Source organism: Erythrobacter sp. (assembly GCF_030066995.1).
Classification (GTDB): Bacteria; Pseudomonadota; Alphaproteobacteria; order Sphingomonadales; family Sphingomonadaceae; genus Erythrobacter.
In genome coordinates, this window is sequence record NZ_JASJAP010000001.1 from 525,551 (window position 1) to 548,206 (window position 22,656).

Here is a 22,656-nt window from a genome sequence, read left to right on the forward strand (position 1 = left end):
AGAAGAGCAATTCGGGAGGCCGGATGTACGCGATCGTTTTTGATTTGGATACCGCAACGCTTGAGCAGACCTATCCCAACGCAAGTTGGCGGAACGCTTACCAGGATATCCGGTCTGTCTTAGAAGATCGCGGATTTGAGTGGCAGCAAGGCTCGACCTATTTTGGCAACGATAACATCACCGCTGTGGACTGTGTGATCGCGGCTCAAGAATTGAAACGTCTCTACTGTTGGTTCCAACCTTCTGTGCGCGACATTCGTATGCTCCGGATTGAAGAGAACAACGATCTGGGGCCTGCCCTCGATTAGCTCCGATAGTCGGCGTTTATCGAGATATAACCGTGGGTGAGATCGCAGGTCCACACCGTCGCGCGCCCGATACCCACGCCCAATTCTACCGCAAGATCGATCTCCTCGCCCTTTAGATGCTCGGCAATCGGGGTCTCGTCATAGTCCTCGACCGGAAGGCCATCGCGGGCGGTCCATACGCCGCCAAAGGCGATGCCGAGCTTGTCGCGATCCGCCGGCTCTCCCGCTTTGCCGATGGCCATCACCACGCGGCCCCAATTTGCGTCCTCGCCGGCAATCGCGGTCTTGACGAGCGGAGAGTTGGCGATGGCGAGCCCGACTCGGCGGGCGCTGTCGTCGTTGACTGCACCAGAGACGCGGATCTGGATGAACTTGGACGCGCCTTCGCCATCGCGCACCACGAGCTGCGCGAGCTGGCGGCAAATGTCGGTCAGGGCCGCGGCAAACGCGTCGGCGCCGGGGCTCTCCCAGTCTTTAATTCTCGGCGCATCCGTTTGCCCGGTTGCGAAGACAAGCACGGTGTCGCTGGTCGACGTGTCGCCATCGACAGTGATGCAGTTGAAGGTTCCGGCGTTGGCGCGGCTCAATAGCTCTTGCAGGAAAGCGGGCTCGATCGCCGCGTCGGTGAAGACGTAGCCCAGCATGGTCGCCATGTCGGGCGCGATCATTCCGGAGCCCTTGATGATGCCGCAAAGATTCACCTTGGTGCCGCCGATCATCGCGCAGGTGTGCGCGCCTTTGGCGAAAGTGTCGGTCGTCCAGATCGCGTGCGCGGCCTGTTCCCAAGTCGCTTCGTCCGCGGCGAAGGCGGCAACGATGCCATCGCGCGCCCTGTCCTTGGGCAAGGGCACACCGATGACCCCCGTCGAGGAAACGAACACATCTTCGGGCGCGCAGCCGATGTGATCGGCAGTCTGGCGTTGGATTGCCTCAACCGCCTCGCGTCCGCGATAGCCGGTGAAAGCGTTGGCGTTCCCCGCGTTGACGACCAGGGCGCGCGCCGCGCCGCGTTTGACCTGCTCGCGGCCCAGCTCAACCTCGCTCGAGGCGCACAAGGACTGGGTGAACACCCCGGCCACGCCAGTGCCCTCGACCAGCTCAACATAGGTCAGATCCGCGCGCTCCCACTCTTTGTATCGCGCCCGCGCCGCGCGCAGCGTTACCCCGGCAATTGCGGGCATGTCGGGAAAGGGCCGGGCGAGGGGGGAGGGGGGAAGATCCATAGGGGTGCGCCCTAGGCGCAACGGAGCTGGCAGGCAATTCTTCCGCGGATTTCCCGCCCTCTCATGCGGGTTCGGATGATATCGGGTCTGTTGCGTGTGGACGAACGCATTCAAAACGCCTATCTTGCTTGCAATGGCACACCGGTTGCTCGCCTTTGTGGTCCTTTTGACAGGTCTTACCGCGCTCCACGCACCGGCGCATGCGTCCGTGCTGGATCGGTTGTCTTACGACGTTGAGACGCTCGGCCAAATGGCCGACCTCAAAGGTGAGGCGTGTCAGTGTGAAAAGCCGCCAGAAAAGCACAAGCGACCGTGTCCGAAACGCAAGACCCCCGTCGAGCGTCCGCGTCTGCACGGCATTCTTCCGCCTTCGATCGTGGTCGGAGCGGACCGCGCGCTCGAATAGCGCGACTGATCCCCTCTCATCCGCTGAACGCCATGCCGCGCGCTTTTCAGCGCGATTGTACAGGGCGTACTTTTCTCATTTGATCCCGCAAACGCGCCCGGCCTCAACGCCCTACGCGCGGCCATCAAAAGATACAGGACCACACCCGCCCATGTTCGACACCATCATGAAATCGATCTTCGGCTCCTCGAACGATCGCTACGTGAAGTCTCTCGGCAAGATCGTAAACGAAATCAACGCGCTCGAACCGCAGATGCAGGCGATGACGGACAGCGAACTTCAGGCGCAGACTTCCAAGTTTCGAGAGAGGCTCGATGGCGGGCAGGCGCTCGATGATCTCTTGCCCGAAGCGTTCGCAACGGTGCGCGAGGCTTCGGTTCGTATCTTCGGCATGCGCCACTTCGACGTGCAGCTGATTGGCGGCATCGTGCTTCATCGCGGCGAGATCGCTGAGATGCGCACCGGTGAGGGAAAGACGTTGATGGCGACGCTGGCGGTCTATCTGAACGCGATCGAGGGCAAAGGCGTTCACGTCGTCACCGTCAACGACTACCTCGCCGCGCGCGACGCCGCTGACATGGGGCGGCTGTACAATTGGTTGGGCCTGACGGTCGGCACGATCCTGCCCAATCAGGACGAGTATTCGAAGCGCGACGCCTATAACGCCGACATCACCTATGGCACCAACAACGAATACGGCTTCGATTATCTGCGCGACAATATGAAGCACGAGCGTGACCAGATGGTCCAGCGCCCCTTCAGCTTCGCTATTGTCGATGAGGTCGACTCTATCCTGATCGACGAAGCGCGCACGCCGCTGATTATCTCCGGGCCGACCGAGGACAAGTCCGAACTCTACCACGCGCTCGACGAGGTCGCGAAGGAGATCCCCGAGGAGTGGTACGAAAAGGACGAGAAGACCAAGAACATACAGCTGACCGAAGATGGCCTCGAAGAGGTTGAGCAGTTGCTTATCAAGAAGGGCCTGCTGGAGACCGACAACCTCTACGATGTCGAGAACACGCAGGTTGTCCACCACCTCGATCAGGCCTTGAAAGCGGTGCATATGTTTCGCCGCGACGATCACTACATCGTCAAGGATGACAAGGTGGTCATCATCGACGAGTTTACAGGCCGAATGATGGACGGGCGGCGCTGGTCGAACGGTCTGCACCAGGCGGTCGAGGCCAAGGAAGGCGTCAAGATCGAGCCGGAAAACCAGACCATGGCCTCGATCACTTTCCAGAACTACTTCCGGATGTATCCCAAGCTGTCGGGGATGACCGGCACCGCGGCCACCGAAGCGGCGGAATTCTGGGATATCTACAAGGTCAACGTCGTCGAAATCCCGACCAACCTGCCCGTCGCGCGGATCGATGAGGAAGACGAGTTCTACAAGAACACGATGGACAAGTTCCAGGCGATCGCGAAGACGATCAAGGAACACAACGAGCGCGGCCAGCCGATCCTTGTCGGTACGGTTTCGATCGAGAAGTCCGAGCTGCTTTCCAACTTCCTCGACAAGGAAGGCGTGAAGCACGAGGTCCTGAACGCCCGCCAGCATGAGCGCGAGGCGCATATCGTGGCGCAAGCGGGCCGCTTTGGCGCGGTCACAATCGCCACCAACATGGCCGGTCGCGGGACCGACATTCAGCTGGGCGGCAACCTCGATTTCCGATTGGGCGACGAACTCGGCGACATGGAAGAGGGACCCGCCAGGGACGAAGCCGCCGCGCGCATCAAGGAAGAAGTCGCCGCCGAAAAGGCCAAGGTGATCGATGCGGGCGGACTGTTCGTGCTCGGCACCGAGCGTCACGAGAGCCGCCGCATCGACAACCAGTTGCGAGGCCGCTCGGGCCGCCAGGGCGACCCCGGCCTTTCGCGCTTCTATCTGTGCTTAGAGGACGACCTCTTGCGCATCTTCGGGCCGGACACCTTGTTCGCCAAGATGATGAATTCCAACCTCGAAGACGGTGAAGCTATCGGCTCCAAGTGGCTGTCAAAAGCTATTGAAACCGCTCAGAAGAAGGTTGAGGCGCGCAACTATGAAACGCGCAAGCAGGTGGTTCAGTACGACGATGTGATGAACGACCAACGCAAGGTCATCTACGAACAGCGCGCTGAAATCATGGATTCCGAAGCGGTCGACGATGTGGTCGTCGATATGCGGCACGACACGATCAACACGATTGTCGCTGACGCGTGTCCTCCGGGCTCCTATCCCGAGCAATGGAATATCGACCAGCTCAAGGAGAAGATCGAGGATATCTTCGGTCTTACCCCGCCAGTCGACGAGTGGCTGGAGGAAGATCAGGTCGAGCCGGAAATTATCGAAGAGCGCCTGCGCGAGCAGACCGACACGATGATGGAGGAAAAGATTGCCAAGAACGACGCGGCGATTTGGCGTCTGGTCGAGAAGGACGCGCTGCTGCGTCAGCTGGATTTCCACTGGAAGGAGCACCTCGCAACTCTCGATGCCCTGCGGCAGGTGATCTGGATGCGCGGCATCGCTCAAAAGCAGCCGATCAACGAGTACAAACAGGAAGCGTTTGGCCTGTTCGAAACCATGCTCGACACGTTGCGCGAGGAAGTGACCAAGATCCTGTTCAAGTCCGAGTTGCGCATCGCGCAGCCTGAGCCTCAGGCGCTGCCCGATCTGCCCGATTTCCTGACTAGCCATATCGATCCGTTGACCGGGCTCGACAATTCCGGCGATGGCGATGGCTCGGAAAACCGCCCCGATATGATCGGATCTCTGGCGCCTTCTGCGCGCGCGGAAGCGGGCACGGGCGGGGCGATCACCGAAAACCCCTACGCGCACCTTAACATCAGCCGCAACGCGCCATGCCCGTGTGGGTCGGGCAAGAAGTACAAACATTGCCACGGCGCGGTGGGCATCCCGCCGGTTGCGGCTCCTGTTTGAGGTTTCGCGAAGCTGATTGACAAGCGAGAGCGCTAGGCCGTGATCGGAGCAATCCCGTTCGCGCTCGCGCTCGCCTTTCTGTTGACGGCGCTGCTCTACGCCAGCGTCGGCTTTGGCGGCGGGTCGACCTACGCGGCGCTCCTGGCTCTCTCAGAGCTCGACTATCGCTTGCTGCCGTTAGTAGCGCTCGCCTGCAATATTGTCGTTGTCGCGGGCAGCACGGTGCGTTTTGCCCGCGCCGCGCTCATCCCCTTGCGCGGCGCCTTGACACTCACCGCTCTGGCCGCGCCGGCTGCGCTGCTCGGGGGCCTTACTCCGATTGATGAAGCGAGTTTCATGGCGCTGTTAGGAACGAGTCTGGTCCTGAGCGGGGGCGCCATGGTTCTGCCGGTGAGCGAGTTCAGGGCCGATGAGCCGACGCGGCTCGCGCGATTTGTTCCCACACTGGCAGTGCCGATAGGTTACCTCGCCGGCTTGGTCGGCATAGGCGGCGGCATCTTTCTGGCGCCCATTCTCCATCTCACCCGTTGGAACAGCGCCCGCGCCATCGCGGCGACGGCCAGTGTCTTCATTCTCATCAACTCGCTGTTTGGACTTGCCGGGCATCTTCTGAAGCAAGGCCCTTCAGCTCTAGGAGGAGCGATCGGCGCGGCGTTGCCACTGCTCATCGCGGTCGCTGTTGGAGGGCAGATCGGCAGCCTGCTTGCTGTGCGCGTCTTGCCCGTGCGTTGGGTGCGCTGGCTGACGGCGGGTTTGGTGGTGTTGGTTGGCGCAAGACTGCTAGTCGGGCTATGACCCTTGAACAGCCAGGCGCGCATCCCGCGAAGAAAGCCTACATCTCTACATCTGCCGGTTGCGCATGCGCTCCCTCATCTCATTGCGCCGCTCTTCCTTCAGCGCCTGATATTCGACCATTTGCTGGTCATCGAGAATCTCGCTCAACTGCGCATCGGTTTCTTTGTCGATGGCGTTGATATCACCGCGCAGCTTGCGCAGTTTGCTGCGACTGCGCCCGCCTCCCAGATCGGCGTCTTCGATCGCGATGGCGCGTTTCTCGTCCCACTCTGTCAGGATCGCTCGCACCGGTTCCACCTGATCTTCGCGCAGATTCAGCCGGATCTTGGTCTCTTCAAAACGCGCATCGGCTTGAGCCGCCCTTTCCTCGGGGCTCACGTTGACTGGCTGCGCAGCGGCGGGCGAGAACGCGACGGCGCCCAGCGCCAGCGCAATGGGAAGAAGCGTACGGAGGGTCATTGCGGGTTCCCTTGCTCTTGGGTACCCATTAGCCCATGGCGCCAGTGCAGGGTGTCACAAAGCGTAACGAATGGTGCGAGCAAGCCAGGGCGTCTCACACCCCTCCAAGGCCACAAGGATTGCGATATCGGCGTTGACTTGCGATTGCTTTAGTCCGGTTCGGTCTCGTCGTTCCGTTCCGCGTTCTTCACATTCGCGTCGAACCAGTCGAGCATCTCGGCAAGCGTGTGCAGCACCGACTCTCGCCCGCGATAGCCGTGCGATTCGTGCGGGAGCATAACCAGGCGCGCCGTACCTCCCGTGCCCTTGATCGCAGCAAACATGCGTTCGGATTGTTGCGGGAAGGTCCCGGAATTGTTGTCGTTCTTGCCGTGGATCAACAGGATCGGTTCTTTGATTTTGTCCGCCGCCATGAACGGGCTGAGCTTGTAGTAGGTCTCCGGCGTATCCCAGAACACCCGGCGCTCCGCTTGGAAACCGAACGGGGTGAGCGTGCGATTATAGGCGCCCGAGCGCGCAATACCGGCCTTGAAGATGTCGCTTTGCGCAAGAAGGTGCGCGGTCATGAACGCGCCGTAACTATGGCCGCCCACGCCCACGCGCTCCCCATCGCCAAAGCCTCGCTCGACGGTGAAATCGACCGCCGCCCGTGCGCTGGCGACGATTTGCTCGATGAAGGTGTCGTTGACGGTTTCCGGGTCCGATCCCACGACCGGCATCGCCGCGCGGTCAAGGACAGCGTAGCCTTGGGTAAGGAAGAACAGGTGCGAATATCCACCAATGCGGGTGAAGCGATACGGCGAATCGCGGTTCTGGCTGGCCGTCGCCGCGTCGTTGAATTCGCGCGGATAGGCCCAGACCACGACCGGCACCTTTTCGCCTTCGACATGGTTTGGTGGCAAATAGAGCGTTGCGGTGAGCTCCACGCCGTCTTCGCGGCTGTACGTCACCAGTTCGCGCTTGATCCCGGTAAGTTCGGGATGCGGGTCGGGAAAGGCGGTAAGGAAGCGCTCCCCACCTTCGGTGTGCAGCCTTACATTGCCGGGATTGGTCGGGCTTTCGTAATAGGTCAGAAACGCGCTGCCACTATCGGAAACGACATCGATGACCGATTCCAGTTGCTCGCCGGAATTGCGCCAGATTTCCTCGGTTTCAAGCGTTGCAAGGTCAAAGCGGCGCAGGAATGGGCGCAGGCCCTCCGGCGTCGCGCCCGAACCGCTCAAGAGCAGCTTGCCATCGGCAAATCGCGCCACCGGAAAGCCTTGTTTGGTGAGTGTCGTCAGCGGGCTTCCCGGATCGCTGTACGCATCTTGAATGTTGCGCAGGTTAATCTGGCGCGGCTCTGAACCGTCCTTTACGTCAACCAGCGTCTGGCGCAGCTCGCGCGTGTCGCGATCGTACTCGTAGACGATGAGGTCGTCGGACCCTTCAACACCCAGCGCACCCGAAGCGCGGTCTTCGAGCCGGGCCAGAAGGGTCGGTTTGCCATCAAAAGGAGCGGCCAGACCCACCAGATTGTCGCGATTGTCGGTCTCGACGCGCGGGTCTCCTCCATCCTGCGCCTCGGCCCACATCAGCATCGCCTCCTCGGTCGGATGCCAGGCGATGTTGCGCGGCCCCGTAATCACACCCTGCACGGGCAGAGCGTCCGCCAGCGGCTGCTGAGCAAGGGTCTTCACCATCTCGCCGTCTTTGGTGGAGACAGCGGTCGTTCTCGGAAAGCGATACCACGGCACTTGATAGGAAAATGGCTCGCTAAGCCATTCCATCTGAAGGTATTCGCCATTGGGCGAGGCGATCACCGATGTGTAGATGCGCGGAGCCCCCACGGCGCGCTGATTGCCCCCATCGGCGTCCATGATGACCGGTTGGCTGGTGGCGAGCCACTGAAACATGGCCTCGTCGTGCGGGTCCTTTAGCAGATCTTGGTAAGTGCGCGTTTGGGCCTCTTCGCCGCCGCTCGCATCCTGTATGGCCGGACCCGTGGGCGTGAGCGAACGCGTCGGCCTTTCCCCGCGGTCTTCGGGAATTGTAAGGACCATAAGCGATCCATCCGGCATCCATGTTGGCGACTGAAAAACGGGATTGAGCCCGCCGGTCATCAGGGTCGCTACCTCCCCTGTAGCCGTGTCGAGCACATGCAGGTCCATCCCATTTGTGCGGGTGTTGGTGAAGACGACCTTCGAACCGTCGACCGACCATTCAACATCGGCGATATCGGCGTTTTCGGGAAGCGCGATCCGGCGTGTTTCTCCGCTTGCCACGTCCTGAAGGGTCAGTCCGACAAAAGCGCGCGTGCCGTGGCGGTCATTGATGGCCGCGTCGAGGCGCAGGCCTGCGAGTTTTTCCATCGGTTTGGCAAGTTCGGAAACCGGCGGCAGCGCCTCGCGCTCCATCAGAAGGATCAGGTCGTTATTCGGCGAGACAGAGACCCGCGGGCTGGGCGGGCGTGTGACTATGTCGGTCACATTGTCGGGTGGGGTCTGGTAGCCCTCCTGCGCGGATACGGGCGCGATTGGACCAATCCCGATGACCAGGGCGAGCGCGGTGGTGCTGGCAATCAATGAACGCATGGAAACAATCTCCCCTGAGAAGGGAAGATTTAGAACGCTTAACCGCGCCACATCAAGGTGTTTCGCTGAAGAAAACCTGCGAAATCAGGTTCAAGCGGCTTGCGATCGGCAAACTGGTCTTCAAAGCGCTCGATCTTGAAATTCTTGGCGAAGATTCCGCATGAGGCGCCGTTGGAGATTGTTCTTCTAATGGCTGTGTCTGGAATGTTGGGGTGCAAGCGGGCTACATGTTGTTAGCAGCGCTGAACTGTTCAGGCGCTTTGATCATTCGCGCGGTTGTCGCAATTGTAACTGGACTATCGCGAGAAGGTCCCCAACCTGAAGCATTCGGCGAAATTCGTTGTCCACGGCTTCCTCTGACCGCGCTTGCCTATCGAAGAAGGCAACATTTTGCCGCATCTGATCCAATAATTCGCCGGTGTGTCGGGAGTCGCACACCTCCATAGCTGGCTGAAAAAAACAACAATCCCATGCCGTTCCGAGCGGTAGGTTACGGCCGGATTAAATCCGCGCCATGAGCGCCTTTAAACTGACGCCGCGCGGACCCGGAACGATAATCATAGGCCATTAGCGCAGTCCCTGTTGCACGGCAAAATCAGGGGAACTCTTCATGGCTTACCATTCTTTAAAGACGTCGTTGCGCGCTGCGTTGTTTGCCGGGGTGTGCTTCATGGTCCCTTATTCGGCGTTGGCGCAAGATTATGACGCGCCCGACGAAGCGGAAGGCGAGGGCAACACCATCGTCGTCACCGCGACGCCCATCGCTGACAGTCTTGACGCCGCGCTTGAGATCAAGCGTAAGGCCCCGAACGTCGTCGATGTCATATCATCGGACACGATTGGACGGTTTCCAGACCAGAACCTGGCAGACGCGCTTAACCGTCTGCCTGGCGTTGCGGTCGAGCGCGACCAGGGGCAAGCGCGGTTCGTTAATTTCCGTGGCGCGCCGTTCCGGTTTACGGCCATCGCCTTTGACGGGATCGACATTCCGGGAGCTGAAAACGGACGTATCCCGCGCTTTGACAGTTTCCCGGCCACCATTGTGAGCGCGGTCGAAGCAAATAAGGCGATTACGCCGGACATGCCGGGCGAAGCCGTGTCGGGCTTCATCAACATGATCACTTTCGACCCCTTCGCGCGAGATGGCCTGCATGTCTCGGTCGAGGGCGGCCTTGGCGTTCAAGAGCTCGGCGATGGACAGGTGGAGCGCTATAATGGGCGTTTGTCCTGGTCGAACGATACTATCGGCCTTGTGGTCTTTGGTTCGCATAACGGTCGCGATCAAACCACGGACAATCGGGAGTTCGATGTTGTCGATGGTGACATCGCGACAGTCGAATTTCGTAACTATCTGGTTGAGCGCCAGGACAACGCCTATGGCGGCCGCTTGGAATACCGCGGCGATGGCGCGCTGTCGCGACTGTTCGTATCGTCGATCTACAGTGAATTCATCGATGATGAACTGCGCAACCAGTACAACTTCGATTTGACCGACCCTGTAGAGCCTGACGCGATCGGCACCGATCCTTCCTTGGGCGTCACTCGGTTGCTGCAGGACGGGCGCTATCAGAACTCGACCTTCACGAACACGCTAGGCGCTGATTTCACATCGGGTGACTGGTTGCTTGAGCTGCGTGGTAACTACACGGAAACCCGTAGCAGCGTTGATCTCATCATCCCGTTCAGCACCGCTGGCAGCGCGGGCGGCAACTTCGATTTCACCGACGTCGAGGATCCCGTTCTCAATCTCTTCGATGCCTCCAGCGGCGATTCCATTTCGATTGGCGACGTCGATTATTTCTTTGAGTTGATCCTGCCAGTTGTCTCAGAGCTCGATATCGACGCCTATCAGTTCAAAGCTGACCTGACAGGCGATGTGGAGCTCTTCGGCCACGCGTCCACACTCAAATTCGGCGCGAAATACGACACTCGAGATGCGACCGGTTTCGACACCGTTGTCGGCACGGCGTTTCCGCCGGCTGGCTTCGATTACAGTGTGTTTGACACCGGCGAGCTTTGGCCGAGCGACTTCAATAACACCATTAACGGGACGATCTTCGACAATGAGGGGGTTGTCGATGCGCTGAGCGCGTCGGGCGTCGATCTGAATGCCGAAGTGCCGGCCGACCTGCTGATCGGTATCGAGGAGGATATCTATTCCGCCTACGCCATGCTCACCAGCGAGTTCGACTGGGGCTCACTTGTCGTCGGTGGACGCGTCGAATTCACCGACTTCACATCAAGCGGGAACAGCGCGTTCGAAGCCGACGACGGATCGGTCGTGATCTCGCCGGTAGTCGCTAGCCGCGATTACGTCAATTTTCTCCCAAGCGTTCATGCCAATTTCGACATCGATGAAAACGCAGTCTTTCGCGCTTCCGTTTCCACGGGCGTTAACCGCCCGACCTACGTCGAAAGCCGCGCTTCGATTGCGGTGGACGCGACGGCTCTGGCCTCTGGTGGTCTCGTCAATGTCACGGGAGGTAATCCTGACCTTGAAGCCGAAACAGCCTGGGGCGGGGACCTCAGTTTTGAATATTATTTCGACGAGGGCAGCCTGTTTGCGGTCGCGGCCTTCGCCCGCTTCATAGATAACGTAATCTACGCAGAGCAGACCTTCTTCGACGACATCAGCGTTTTCGATCCGAACATTCCTGCCGGACGTTCGGGCAACTTCATCAGCTTTGCCAATGGAGAGGATGGAGAGCTGTTCGGGGTGGAAGTGACCTTCACCGGTCGTGCCTCCAGTTTTACCGATAGCTTCCTTGGTGGCTTCGGGATTGAAACCTCGGCCACGGTCCTTGACAGCCGCTTCACCATACCCGCGTTGGATGGGCGCGCGGCGCGCGATTTGCGCCTGCCGGGCACGTCGGACTTCCTGTTTAATGGCTCGGTGTTCTTCGAGCGTTTCGGGCTGTCGACACGCCTCAGCTACACCTATCGCGATGATTGGCTCGACGAGACCGAAAGCGAGGGCAACGATGTGTTCTGGAACGCTCAGGAGCGTCTCGACGCGTCAATCCGCTACACATTTACCGATGTTTTGGGCGACGCAGCGGTGACGCTGTTTGCCGATGCCAACAACCTCACCAACGCGGTGGACGTGCGATACACGAACACGCCGCGCACGCCGAACCAGGTCGAAGGGTATGGCGCGCGCTATCTCTTCGGTGTTCGCATCGATTACTGATCTTATAAAAGGGAGACCCACAATGCGTCTAATGATGACTTGCGCGGCGCTTGCCCTGAGCCTTGCCGCCTGCAACGAACAAGCGAACAAGGCCGATGCGGCGGGGACCATCGGATCGGTGGTCGCCGAACACGGCAATACGCCCAACGATTACACCATTACCTGGGATGGCGGCGCATCGGTGACGATCGAAGTGTCGGCTGATCCGGGCTTTGCCAAGGGCGAAGGCGAGGTGATCGGCGAGTTCGACGGCGGCAAAGCCGCCTGGAGCGCCACAGGCGAGGCCGAGCGCCGTTATTTTCTGCTAAGCGCCGATAGCGGCGAACAAGAGCGCGTCGCGGTTCGCCTTCTGCCGCTGGAAGGCGGGCGAAATTTTCGCGATATCGGGGGCTATGAGACCAAAGACGGCAGGACGGTCAAATGGGGCCGCGTCTACCGTTCGGGCGTCATGGCGAACCTCACAGATGGCGATTACGAATACCTTTCCGATCTGGGCGTTACCACGGTGTGCGACTTTCGTGAGGCGGATGAGCGCGAAGCGGAACCTACCGACTGGCGGGCGGGGGAGATTGACTATCTGACCTTTGCGCCTCCGCCAGAAGATGGCTCGGAGCGCGCGATGTTTGCTCCGCTGATGGATCCGGAAGCGACGCCAGACGACGTGCGCAACGCTATGGCCAAGGGATACCCCGACATCGCGGTGCGCGAGGATGAAGGCTACACCGCCATGTTCGACCAGCTGGCCGCCGGGAACATCCCGCTGGCCTTCAATTGTTCGGCGGGCAAGGATCGGGCGGGAACGGCTGCCGCGATGCTGCTCACGGCTCTTGGCGTGCCGCGCGAGACGGTCGTCGCCGATTACGCGCTGTCGGATGACTACGTCGATTACATGGCCGAGTTTCTCGATCCCGAGGCGCGCGAGCGCGGCGAGGATGGCCCCTATGCTTTTCTCATGAAGCTGCCACCCGAAAAGGTCGCGCCGCTGATGGAATCGAACCCGATTTATATTGAGGCCACACTCGACGCGATGACGCAAGAACACGGATCTGTTCTCGCCTACATCCAGACCGAATTCGACGTCACCGATCGGGAATTGGCTGCAATCCGGGAGCAGTTAATCGAGTGAACCGCTCACCTGAGGCACGGTGCCTCGCCTGACAGAAAAGCAATGAAGAAATGGCTCCCCGAGTTGGATTCGAACCAACGACCAAGTGATTAACAGTCACCTACTCTACCGCTGAGCTATCGGGGAGCAGCACGTGCGGGTTTCTCTCCGAGTGCGAAGCCGGGCGTATATGGTTGAGCGTTTCGCTTGGCAAGGGGTTTGTCGAGCTATTTTAACCAAGTGTAATGAGCCGGCCGAGGCGCAGTGCTCGCCGCGCGGGTCGACCCGGCTGGTGCCTTTACTCGGTCTTGAATTGCTCAGCGACGATACGCTCTTCGAGCGACTGGCCGGGGTCGAACAGCAAAATGAGCTCGGTGTCGTGCGCGATGGCCAGTGTCACCTCGGCGATATCGCGCAGCTCCTTCTGATCGGCCACGGCCGAAACCGGTCGCTTGACGGGATCGAGCACTTTGAGACCGATTTTCATCCGGTCCGGGAGGATCGCCCCCTTCCAGCGGCGCGGGCGAAACGGGCTGATCGGGGTCAGCGCCAGCATCTCACTGTCAAGCGGCAGGATCGGGCCGTTCGCAGAGAGATTGTAAGCGGTCGAGCCCGCCGGCGTGGCCACAAGGACGCCGTCGCCCACAAGCTTCTTGATCCGCACCCGGCTGCCCACCGTCACTTCAATCCAGGCGGTCTGGCGGGTTTCGCGCAGGAGTGACACCTCGTTGATCGCCCACAAGGCGTGCTCTTCCCCCCCTTGCGTCGTCGCGTGCATACGCAGCGGGGCGATGGCCTTGCGCTTAGTGCGACGCAGGCGCTTTTGCAGCGAGGCGCGCTTGTCGTAGCGGTTCATCAGGAAGCCGACCGTACCAAGGTTCATGCCATATGCAGGCACGATGCGGCCGACATCGAGCATGGCGTGCAGGGTCTGGAGCATGAACCCATCGCCGCCCAGCACAACCACGACATCGGCTTCGTCGAGTGGCGCCCAGTCACCCTGGGCCGCCAGATGTTCGCGCGCCTCCTGTGCGCGCGGCGTTTCCGATGCGAGCAGGGCAATCCGCTCGAACGACGGCGCATCTTCCTTATTATCGTTGCGCTCTGGCGCGCGTGCGGTGTCTATTGCGTGTGAGGTGTCCATCTCGCCATTTCCCCACCGAGCGGGCCTATCCGGCTCAACGCCTTAGCAAGTTTTCCTGATGTTCCAAATCTGGCCGGATTGCAATTGGCGCGCTTCGACGAGAAAACGTGGCTAAAGGGAGACGCCATGGAGTCGCACAACCCCCCCCCTTTCACGACCAGCCTGCGCGGGTCTGGCGAGAACGCCGCACGCGGAAACGTGCCCGGCGTCAAACCCGCCGCGCTCGAAGGTGACCTGTTGAGCGCGCTCGACCGTCGCGAGATCGAGGTGCTGTTCCAGCCTCAGTTTTCCTGTGCGACCGGGGCGGTCGTCGGGGCCGAAGCGCTGGCGCGCTGGCGGCACCCCACGCTGGGCGAAATCGGCGCGCGCGATCTGTTTGCGATCGCCGAGCGCGCGGCGCTGGTCGCCCCATTGTCGCGTCATATCGTTGCGCGCGCGCTCGAAGACGCCGCGCGCTGGCCGGTGGAGCTTTCCCTTTCGCTCAACATTACGCCCGAAGAATTGGGCGATCCGCGCTTTGCGTCCGATTTCGCGACCCTTATCGGCACGAGTTCGCTTGCGCCGCAGCGTCTGATGCTGGAAATCACCGAAGATCTGTTGCTCCGAAACCTTGAGCTGGCCAAGAGCGCGCTCAACGCGTTGCGCAGTCTCGGGTTTCGCACCGCGCTTGATGATTTCGGTGCTGGCTTTTGCAATTTTCGCTACCTGCGCGACCTGCCTTTGGACGCGCTCAAGCTCGACAAGGTGATGGTTGATGACGTGCCAAACGACGCCAAAGCCCTGGCGATATTGCGGGCGATAACGGAGCTTGGTCGGGCTCTGGACCTCGCCATCTACGCCGAGGGCATCGAAAGCGAGATCCAGCGCGCTGCCGTCACCGCAGAGGGGTGTGATTGCTGGCAGGGTTTCTTGCGCGCTGTACCAATGCCCTCTGAAAGCGTTGTCGAACTCGCGCAGACGGCGCGCGGTCGCGGGCACGGGTGAAGCGAGGATTGGCCAGCGGCCGGGGCGATTACTCCGCCGCCCTTTCGCGCCATTTGTTCTGAAAGAAGGTGATCGGAAACAGGAACTGTTCCTTGATCGAGAGGCGCCGACGATCGTCCTGCCCCACGATTTCGGATTCGCCCTCCTTGAAGGTGCCGAACACCCGATCCCACAAGATAACCGAATTGCCGTAATTGCAGCGCGTATCCTCATAGCTGAGCGCGGTGTGATGCAGGCTGTGATGGCGGATCGTGGTAAAGAAGAACCCGAACCATGCGGGCGGGTTCGATTTGATGTTGGCGTGGGCGAACTGCGCAATTGCACCCAGCGAGAGAAACGCGGCGAGCAGCGCGTTCAGATCGAAGTCGAACAGCGCGATCACGCTGAGTCCGATCAAGAACAGCTCGATCGGATTGCCAACAAAGCCCTTGAGCGCGTTCAACTGCGTGATGTGATGGTGCGGGGCATGCGTGGACCACAGGACATCGTTATTGTGCATCGCGCGGTGCATCCAATACTGCCCGAACTCGAAGATCAGCATGACCATCAGGACCTGCACAAGGAAGGGCAATTGCATGATCCAGGGCGTTGCAATACCCCAGCTTTCTTTCAACTGCGCCAGGCCGCCATCGACATAGGTCTCGCTCAGCGCGCCGATCACGAAGATCACAAGCACCATATAGAAGATGTCGGTCATCAGCTCCTTGCCGTTGATCCGCCAGCCTTCGTGCCGCTCGTGGACCAGTTCCATCAGCTGGATGAAGAACATCGAGCCAAACGCGACCGCCGGGAAAAGCCAGCCCGCTTCAAGCCATTCAGCCGGGGCGAGACCGAAGACCGCCCAGATGCCGAACACGGTGGCAGGGGGAAGATGATCGAAGAGGGCCTGTTTCATAGTGTAATCCCAAGAGCTCAGATCGCGCAGCGTGCAGCAAGATCGCGCTGCGCTCAAGAGTATTACGAAGGGATATCAAAATATGATGCGAGCGAAAGGGCCTGTTCGAGCGCAATCCTCATCATCGGCGTTGACAGGCGCGCCCATGCCCGCCGCCCGTATGCGGCAGGGTTGCCCGATCACGCCGCCTCCTTGCGCCTGGCGCGCTGCGCCTTTCTGACGATCCCGCTCAGCCCCTTGGTGAGTTGAAACAGCCCGTTGAGGCGGCTCTGCGGGTCGCCCCAGGCCCGGTTGATGACAAGCTTCATGTCGGGGCGCAATTTGGCGGTGCCTTTCAGCTTGTCGACATAAGCAACAAGGCCCGGACCATCGGGGAAGTCATCATTGTGGAACGTCACCAGCGTCCCGCGCGCGCCGACATCGATCTTGGCGATGTTGGCCTCGATCGCCTGATGCTTGATTTCGATCAGGCGGACAAGGTTTTGCGTCGGTGCCGGGAGGTCGCCGAACCGGTCGATCATCTCTGCTGCAAGGCTCTCGATTTCCGCCTTGTCCTGCGCCTGGTTGAGGCGGCGATACAGCGCCATGCGCACCGCAAGATCGGGCACATAGTCCTCGGGGATCATGATCGGCGCGTCGACCGTGATCTGCGGTGAGAATTTGTCCTTGGCTGCCTCCAGCCCCATCTCGCCCGCCTTGGCCGCCATGATCGCGTCCTCCAGCATCGACTGATAAAGTTCGAAGCCCACTTCACGGATGTGGCCCGATTGCTCGTCGCCCAGAAGGTTGCCAGCGCCGCGAATGTCGAGATCGTGGCTTGCAAGCTGGAAGCCGGCGCCGAGCGAATCGAGGTCGCCCAGCACCTTGAGGCGCTTCTCCGCCACTTCGGAAAGTTGCGTGTCGGCGGGAGTGGTCAGATAAGCGTAAGCGCGGATCTTCGAACGGCCCACACGCCCGCGCAACTGGTAGAGCTGGGCGAGGCCAAAGCGATCGGCGCGGTGGATGATGATCGTGTTGGCGCTCGGAATATCGAGCCCGCTTTCCACGATGGTGGTCGACAGCAGGACGTCGTATTTCTTGTCGTAGAACGCGCTCATGCGCTCCTCGACTTCGCCCGCGCCCATTTGGCCGTGGGCGGAGACGGTCTTCACCTCGGGCACGTTCTCGCGCAGCCATTCCTCAAGCGGTTCCATGTCGGAAATCCGCGGGACGACGATGAAGCTCTGCCCGCCGCGATGGTGTTCGCGCAGCAGCGCCTCGCGCATCACCATGTCGTCCCACTCCATCACGTAGGTGCGCACCGCGAGGCGATCGACCGGGGGTGTCTGGATCGTGGAAAGCTCGCGCAGGCCCGTCATCGCCATTTGCAGCGTGCGCGGTATCGGCGTTGCGGTGAGGGTCAGAATGTGAACATCGGCGCGCAGCTGCTTCAGCTTCTCTTTGTGCGTGACGCCAAAGCGCTGCTCTTCGTCAACGATCACTAGGCCGAGATTCTTGAACTCGGTCGATTTCGAGAGGATCGCGTGCGTGCCGATCACAAGATCGACCGTGCCGTTGGCCAGCCCCTCTCGGGTTTCGGCGGCTTCCCTGGAGGAGACGAGCCGTGAAAGGCGACCGACCTTGAGTGGGAAGCCCGCAAACCGCTCGGCAAAGTTCTGGTAATGCTGGCGCGCGAGCAGGGTGGTGGGCGCAACGATGGCAACCTGTTGTCCGCCCATCGCGGCGACGAACGCCGCGCGCAAGGCCACTTCGGTCTTACCAAAGCCGACGTCGCCGCAGACAAGTCGGTCCATCGGCTTGCCGCTTTCCAGATCGCGCAGAACATCGGTGATGGCGGCATCCTGATCGTCGGTCTCCTCCCACGGGAATCGGTCGACGAACTGATTGAAACTCGCTTCTTCCACTTCGAAAACCGGCGCTTTCTTGAGCGCGCGTTCCGCGGCGACTTTCATCAATTCGCCGGCGATCGCGGTGATGCGTTCCTTGAGGCGCGCGCGGCGTTTCTGCCAGGCTTCTCCGCCCAGCCGGTCAAGCGGGACGGCTTCTTCGCTGCTGCCGTAGCGCGAGAGGACGTCGATGTTCTCCACCGGGATGAAGAGCTTGTCGCCCCCATGGTATTCGAGCGCGACGCAATCGTGCTGGCTCTTGCCCACACTGACGGGATCAAGGCCGAGATATTTGCCGATGCCGTGCTCGACATGGACCACCAGGTCGCCTCGCGCGAGCGCTTGCAGCTCGGCGAGGAACGCATCGGAATCCTTGCGCTTCTTTTTGCGGCGCACCAGCCGGTCACCGAGCACGTCCTGCTCGGTCAGGATTTCAAGGTTGTCGTTGGCAAAGCCCGCTTCGAGCGGCAGGACCATCGCCGCCGTTGAGCCCTTGGCCGACGCTCCCAACGCTTCCTGCCAGGTGTCGGCCTGGATGGTCGGGCATCCCGCTTCCTCAAGGATCGAGGCGATGCGCTTAGCCGAGCCTTGCGAATAAGCGGCGAAAAGCGGCTTGTGGCCCGACTTGGCGATGGTCTTGAAATGCTTGGCGGCGGCTTCGTAGACGTTCTCACTGCGCGTGCGCTCGGGTGCAAAATCGCGCGCCGCCTTGAAACCGAAATCGAGATTGGTGTCGCTTGCGGGGGCGGCGAAGACGCTCGTCCTGTGCGCCCTGGCGGTCGTCAGAGCGTCGGCGAACTCGCTCTCGCCCAGATACAGCGCCTCGGTGCCCAGCGGGCGGTAGCTTCCGGTTTTCTCACCCGCCAAGGCAGCGCGCTGGTCGTGATAGTCGCCGATATCGGACAATCGCTCATCGACCGCACCCAACGCCGATTGGTCGATCACCACCACATCGTCCGGGGTAAGGTGATCGAACAGGGACGCCAGACGCTCTTCGAAAAGCGGCAGCCAATGCTCCATCCCAGCAAAACGGCGTCCATCGCTCACCGCCTCGTAGAGCGGGTCTTGCGTAGCGCTTGCGCCGAACAATTCGCGATAGCGGCTGCGAAAGCGCTTGATCGTTTCTTCATCGAGCAGCGCCTCGGACGCGGGCAGCAGCAGATGATCCGCCAGGCGCCCGGTCGAGCGCTGGCTGGTCGGATCGAACAGGCGCAGGCTCTCAAGCTCGTCGCCGAAGAAATCGAGCCGGAGGCCTTCGTCGAGCGAGGAGGGGAAGATGTCGACAATCGAGCCGCGCACCGCGAACTCGCCGTGATCGACCACGGTGTCGCTGCGCGAATAGCCCTGACGGGTAAGCAGCGCAGCAAGGCTGTCGCGCTCGATGGTCTTGCCTGGTTTGAAGGCCAGCGCGTTTTCGCGCACCCGAAACGGGGTGAGCACACGCTGAAGCGCGGCGTTGACGGTGGTGACGAGCAATTGCGAACCCGCCGCCGGACGCTGAAGCTTGAACAACGCAGAAAGGCGCGCGGCGCTGACCGACAAAGCGGGCGAGGCGCGGTCAAAAGGCAGGCAGTCCCACGCCGGAAACTCCAGCACCTCGACCTCAGGCGCAAAGAAGCGCGCAGCTTCGGCGGTGGAATGCATGGCCGCTTCGTCAGGCGCTATGAACACCGCCCTCTGTCTGGCGGCGCGCGCAAGGTCGGCCAGCACCAGCGCCACGGCGCTGCGCGGCAACGAGGATAGCGTCAGCGGCGCGTCAGCAGAAAGGATGCGGGACAGATCAGGCATCAATGGGTACTCAAACGGCAAAGGCCCCGCGCGTTCCCGCACGGGGCTGTGAATCGGCGGACATCGCGTGCCGGTTAGCGCGGAATATCCACGTAATCGAGCTTCATCATCGCCTCGATCTGAGCGCCGGCAAACCTCTCGGGCACATTTTGTGTCTTCAGCGCCCAGGCCATGATATCGACGTCGTCCTCGGCGAGCAGGTCTTCAAACCAATCGAGCTCCCTTTCGCCCCAGGTCGAGGCGTAGGCGTCGAAAAAACCGCCGATCATGTAGTCGGCCTCGCGCGTGCCGCGGTGCCAGGCGCGGAACTTGGCGCGCGCCAACCGCTCTTCGAAAGTGGGCATATCGGTCATCTGCGGGCAGGTAAGGCACTCGCCCCACGCGTTCAAGCGGGTATAGGAGAAGCGCATGCGCCCGGCCATTCTCAACCCCCTATTTGCTGACGCGAAGTCGCTAGACGGCGTTGGGCCGAAGCTGGCGAAGCCGCTTGCGAAGCTCGGGCTGAACACAATCAAGGACATCGCCTACCACCTTCCTGAAAGGTTCGTGAGCCGCCGCGCGATTGCCACTCTCGACGAGGGCGGGGAGGGCGAACAGGTGATTGTCGCGCTGACCCCCACCGAACACCGCGCGGCGCGCAATCCGGGGCGCGGACCATACCGCGTTCTGGCGCAGGACGAGGCGGGCAATATCGCTGCGCTGACGTATTTCGGGCGCGCGTCCTACACCGCGAAGAAGCAGCTCCCCGTGGGTGAGAAGCGCTGGGTCGCGGGCCGTCTCGATCGATATGGCGACATGTTGCAGATCGTTCACCCGGACCACGTCGAGACGGAAAGCTCTACCCTTATGGGACGTGTGAGTGAACCGGTGTATCGCCTTTCCGAAGGCCTGACCCAGCCGCGCCTCACCGCATTGGTGGAGCAGTCCCTGGGCCGTCTTCCCGACCTGCCGGAATGGATTGAACCAGGACAGTTCGCCAAGCAGGATTGGCCGATCTGGAGCCAGGCCCTCAAATCCGCCCATCGCGCCCCCAGCGAAAAAGCGCGCGAGCGGCTGGCTTACGATGAATTGCTGGCCAACAGCCTCGCGCTCCTTTTGGTCAAGGCGGACAGCCGCCGTCGCAAGGGGCAGGCGCTCGCTGGCGACGGGTCGCTGCGAGCCAAGCTCGACCTGCCGTTCAAGATGACCGGAGCGCAAGAACGCTCGATCGCCGAGATCGAAGGCGATCTCCGGCAAGAGGCACCGATGCTGCGGCTGCTTCAAGGCGATGTTGGCGCGGGCAAGACCGTCGTGGCCTTGGCGGCGATGCTGATCGCTTGCGAGGCCGGCAAACAGGCCGCCTTGCTCGCCCCCACAGAGATTCTCGCGCGCCAGCATTTCGAGACCTTGCGCGCGATGGCTGCGCCGACCGGCGTTGAGGTTGCGCTGCTGACAGGCCGCGCCAAGGGAAAGGAGCGCGAGAGTATCTTAATGGGCCTGCTCGACGGCTCGATCGACATTCTCGTGGGCACGCACGCGATCTTTCAGGAGACGGTGAGCTACAAGGATCTGGGGCTCGTAGTGATCGACGAGCAGCACCGCTTTGGCGTCGCGCAGCGTCTGGCGCTGGCGGGGAAGGGAAAGCGCAGCCCGCACACGCTGGCGATGACCGCGACCCCGATCCCGCGCTCGCTGACGCTGGCGCAATACGGCGAAATGGATGTGAGCCGCCTCGATGAACTCCCGCCCGGGCGCCAGGCGATCGACACGCGCGTTGTCGCGCAGGAGCGGATGGAGGACATCGTTGCAGGGGTCGAACGCCACCTTGCGACCGGCCAGCAGGCGTACTGGGTCTGCCCCATGGTGCGCGACAGCGAAACGGCCGACATCGCGGCCGCCGAAGCGCGCTACGCAGCGCTGAAAGAGCGATTTGGTGAGGATGTGGTGCTGGTCCACGGGCAGCTTCGCCCCGAGATCAAGGACGCCAATATGGAGCGCTTCGCAAGCGGCGAGGCCAAGCTTCTTGTGGCAACGACGGTGATCGAGGTTGGCGTTGATGTACCCTCGGCTACGCTGATGGTGATCGAACAGGCCGAACGCTTCGGCCTTGCCCAACTGCACCAATTGCGCGGGCGCGTGGGACGCGGCTCGGAGAAATCGGTTTGCCTGTTGCTACGCGGCAATGAACTCTCCGAAACCGGGCGCAAGCGGCTGGCGCTGATGCGGGAAACGCAGGACGGCTTTCGCATCGCCGAAGAGGATCTCGAACTGCGCGGCGGCGGCGAGCTTCTCGGCACACGCCAATCGGGCGAAGCCGCGTTTCGGATCGCGGATCTCGATCAGGTGCAGCGCCTGCTTCCCGTCGCCCACGCCGATGCTCGGTTGCTGATCGACCGCGATGGTGGCTTAACGTCGCAGCGCGGTGAGGCGGCGCGCGTCCTGCTCTACCTGTTCGAGCGCGATTGGGGCGTGCAATTGTTGCGGGGTGGGTAAAGCGCTCAGAACCGCGCGTCTACGCCCTCTGCCCTGAGGCACTCGACCACGCGTTCCACCGCCAGCGAGATGTCAGCCCACGCAGCCTGAAAGTCGCTCTCATCGCCGTAATAGGGATCCTTCACGGCTTCGCCCGCTCGGCCTGGCACCGCGTCCATCAGCAGCGAAACCCTCGCTTGCGAGCCGCGCGGCTTGCGTACGCGAATTCCCGCAAGATTGGCCGTGTCGAGCGCAAAGATGTGGCCGAACCGCTCGAAATCCGCGATCTCAAGCTGCCGCCCGCGCGCCGCAGCGATGTCGACGCCGTTGGCGCGCGCGGTGGCGATGGCGCGTGGATCGGGCGGTTCGCCGATGTGATAAGAGGCGGTGCCCACGGAATCGGCCAGGCAATCGAGCCCGGCGCTCACCGCGACCTTGCGAAAAGCGCCCTCGGCCATAGGTGAGCGGCAGATATTGCCGAGACACACGAACAGGACAGCGGGGCGAGGTTCCAACGGATGAGTTT

17 protein-coding genes and 1 tRNA gene are annotated in these 22,656 nt (G+C 61.4%); 9 read left to right on the plus strand and 9 right to left on the minus strand.

Translation table 11 applies throughout. From position 1 onward, the window contains the following. The first annotated feature begins 23 nt into the window (after positions 1-23). The gene (locus tag QNI87_RS02525) at positions 24-308 is read left to right on the plus strand and encodes a virulence factor (protein WP_300593519.1); all 285 of its coding nucleotides are present in this window, start codon (positions 24-26) and stop codon (positions 306-308) included. Here QNI87_RS02525 and argJ read toward each other — a convergent pair. Continuing rightward, positions 305-1,531 carry a bifunctional glutamate N-acetyltransferase/amino-acid acetyltransferase ArgJ gene (gene argJ, locus QNI87_RS02530; RefSeq protein WP_300593522.1) on the minus strand — a complete coding sequence of 409 codons (1,227 nt, stop codon included), beginning with the start codon at positions 1,529-1,531 and terminating at the stop codon, positions 305-307. The genes QNI87_RS02525 and argJ overlap by 4 nt on opposite strands. Positions 1,532-1,664: 133 nt before the next feature. Here argJ and QNI87_RS02535 point away from each other — a divergent pair, with 133 nt between their 5' ends. The 3 genes from QNI87_RS02535 to QNI87_RS02545 all read left to right on the plus strand — a co-directional run bounded on the left by QNI87_RS02535 (position 1,665) and on the right by QNI87_RS02545 (position 5,655). Continuing rightward, positions 1,665-1,937, plus strand: a complete 273-nt coding sequence (locus tag QNI87_RS02535; protein WP_300593525.1) for a hypothetical protein — start codon at positions 1,665-1,667, stop codon at positions 1,935-1,937. Positions 1,938-2,088: 151 nt separating this feature from the next. Further along, complete coding sequence (gene secA / locus QNI87_RS02540; protein ID WP_300593528.1) at positions 2,089-4,860, plus strand: preprotein translocase subunit SecA; 2,772 nt, start codon at positions 2,089-2,091, stop codon at positions 4,858-4,860. A gap of 39 nt (positions 4,861-4,899) precedes the next feature. Next, positions 4,900-5,655, plus strand: coding sequence for a sulfite exporter TauE/SafE family protein (locus QNI87_RS02545; protein ID WP_300593531.1), 756 nt, complete (start codon positions 4,900-4,902; stop codon positions 5,653-5,655). Positions 5,656-5,700: 45 nt separating this feature from the next. Here the strand turns inward: QNI87_RS02545 and QNI87_RS02550 are convergent, their stop codons facing one another. Next, entirely contained in the window at positions 5,701-6,114 is a 414-nt protein-coding gene (locus QNI87_RS02550) for a hypothetical protein (protein WP_300593534.1), read from the minus strand. A 149-nt stretch (positions 6,115-6,263) separates the two neighbouring features. Beyond that, the gene (locus QNI87_RS02555; RefSeq protein ID WP_300593536.1) at positions 6,264-8,687 is read right to left on the minus strand and encodes a prolyl oligopeptidase family serine peptidase; all 2,424 of its coding nucleotides are present in this window, start codon (positions 8,685-8,687) and stop codon (positions 6,264-6,266) included. Here QNI87_RS02555 and QNI87_RS02560 point away from each other — a divergent pair. From QNI87_RS02560 to QNI87_RS02570, 3 genes are all read left to right on the plus strand, one after another. Then, entirely contained in the window at positions 8,678-8,851 is a 174-nt protein-coding gene (locus tag QNI87_RS02560; RefSeq protein ID WP_300593539.1) for a hypothetical protein, read from the plus strand. The genes QNI87_RS02555 and QNI87_RS02560 overlap by 10 nt on opposite strands. Positions 8,852-9,297: 446 nt before the next feature. Then, on the plus strand, positions 9,298-11,877 hold the full coding sequence (locus tag QNI87_RS02565) for a TonB-dependent receptor (RefSeq protein ID WP_300593542.1): 2,580 nt from the start codon (positions 9,298-9,300) through the stop codon (positions 11,875-11,877). A gap of 22 nt (positions 11,878-11,899) precedes the next feature. Further along, positions 11,900-13,003: a tyrosine-protein phosphatase gene (locus QNI87_RS02570; protein WP_300593545.1), complete on the plus strand. Its 1,104-nt coding sequence runs from the start codon at positions 11,900-11,902 to the stop codon at positions 13,001-13,003. Positions 13,004-13,054: 51 nt separating this feature from the next. Here QNI87_RS02570 and QNI87_RS02575 read toward each other — a convergent pair. Together QNI87_RS02575 and QNI87_RS02580 are read right to left on the minus strand one after the other, a co-directional pair. Beyond that, positions 13,055-13,129, minus strand: a tRNA-Asn gene (locus QNI87_RS02575). 151 nt (positions 13,130-13,280) lie between these two features. Then, positions 13,281-14,126 carry an NAD kinase gene (locus QNI87_RS02580; RefSeq protein ID WP_300593548.1) on the minus strand — a complete coding sequence of 282 codons (846 nt, stop codon included), beginning with the start codon at positions 14,124-14,126 and terminating at the stop codon, positions 13,281-13,283. A gap of 126 nt (positions 14,127-14,252) precedes the next feature. Between QNI87_RS02580 and QNI87_RS02585 the strand changes: the two genes are divergently transcribed. Then, on the plus strand, positions 14,253-15,110 hold the full coding sequence (locus tag QNI87_RS02585; RefSeq protein WP_300593551.1) for an EAL domain-containing protein: 858 nt from the start codon (positions 14,253-14,255) through the stop codon (positions 15,108-15,110). Between the two features lie 28 nt (positions 15,111-15,138). On the opposite strand, the gene QNI87_RS02590 is transcribed toward QNI87_RS02585, so the two are convergent. The 3 genes from QNI87_RS02590 to QNI87_RS02600 all read right to left on the minus strand — a co-directional run bounded on the left by QNI87_RS02590 (position 15,139) and on the right by QNI87_RS02600 (position 20,032). Further along, positions 15,139-16,005: a sterol desaturase family protein gene (locus tag QNI87_RS02590; RefSeq protein ID WP_300593554.1), complete on the minus strand. Its 867-nt coding sequence runs from the start codon at positions 16,003-16,005 to the stop codon at positions 15,139-15,141. 179 nt (positions 16,006-16,184) lie between these two features. Then, positions 16,185-19,679 (minus strand): transcription-repair coupling factor, encoded by a 3,495-nt coding sequence (gene mfd, locus QNI87_RS02595; protein WP_300593557.1) that lies wholly within the window; start codon positions 19,677-19,679, stop codon positions 16,185-16,187. A gap of 74 nt (positions 19,680-19,753) precedes the next feature. Further along, entirely contained in the window at positions 19,754-20,032 is a 279-nt protein-coding gene (locus QNI87_RS02600) for a succinate dehydrogenase assembly factor 2 (protein WP_300595289.1), read from the minus strand. 55 nt (positions 20,033-20,087) lie between these two features. Here QNI87_RS02600 and recG point away from each other — a divergent pair, with 55 nt between their 5' ends. Continuing rightward, entirely contained in the window at positions 20,088-22,151 is a 2,064-nt protein-coding gene (gene recG, locus QNI87_RS02605; RefSeq protein WP_300593560.1) for an ATP-dependent DNA helicase RecG, read from the plus strand. A gap of 5 nt (positions 22,152-22,156) precedes the next feature. On the opposite strand, the gene QNI87_RS02610 is transcribed toward recG, so the two are convergent. Continuing rightward, a complete protein-coding gene (locus QNI87_RS02610) occupies positions 22,157-22,645 on the minus strand; it encodes a low molecular weight protein-tyrosine-phosphatase (protein ID WP_300593563.1) in 489 nt (162 codons plus the stop codon). Between the last annotated feature and the right edge of the window lie 11 nt (positions 22,646-22,656).